Source organism: Parendozoicomonas verongulae, assembly GCF_009711465.1.
GTDB lineage: Bacteria > Pseudomonadota > Gammaproteobacteria > Pseudomonadales > Endozoicomonadaceae > Sansalvadorimonas > Sansalvadorimonas verongulae.
Genome location: NZ_SMME01000514.1, coordinates 593 through 1147, shown reverse-complemented (window position 1 = coordinate 1147; position 555 = coordinate 593). Strand labels below are relative to the sequence as shown.

Sequence of the window (555 nt, the reverse complement as noted above, 5' to 3'; positions counted from 1 at the left end):
AGGGTTGGGGGAAGCCCATAGTAATAGTTGACGAAGGTGTTTGAGGGAGATCTACAGTCTGTGATGTCAGCGGCTTAGGCTCTGCCGGTTCCACATCATCCCACTCTCTCACTCTCTGTAGCTCAGTAAGTAACTGCAGAGGGGATGGCAAGTGTGAAAACCCAGGAAAAACATAGGACATTCTCTTTAGGGTCATTGCTCCTTTGTATCGATAGCGCTCAAAAATTTCTATAACCTCATTTCCACTCCCGGCAATACGCTTAGCCAGTGAGCGGGGTATAATGTCAATGTTAATGCTATACATGGCAGAGCCGATGCCTGCTGCCCACCGAGAAAATTTGTAGGGTTCGTAGAATTTGTGGAATTTGTAGATGGCATGGCGACTTATAAAATCACCTGTAAGTCCCTGCCCTTGCAGGAAGGTTCTATAGGCTAACTGCTGCTCATAATCGGTAAGATCTTCAACATCTCTGAAGACATCATTAGATAGTTTTACATGGCCTACTGCCTTTAGCCCGGCCTTAATGAGTGGTAATGGAATATCATGCAGCGCCA

At 46.1% G+C, this 555-nt stretch carries 1 protein-coding gene; it reads right to left on the bottom strand.

The genetic code is table 11. From position 1 onward, the window contains the following. On the bottom strand, positions 1–555 hold a 555-nt coding region (locus E1189_RS22700), incomplete at both ends, for a hypothetical protein (protein ID WP_196220947.1).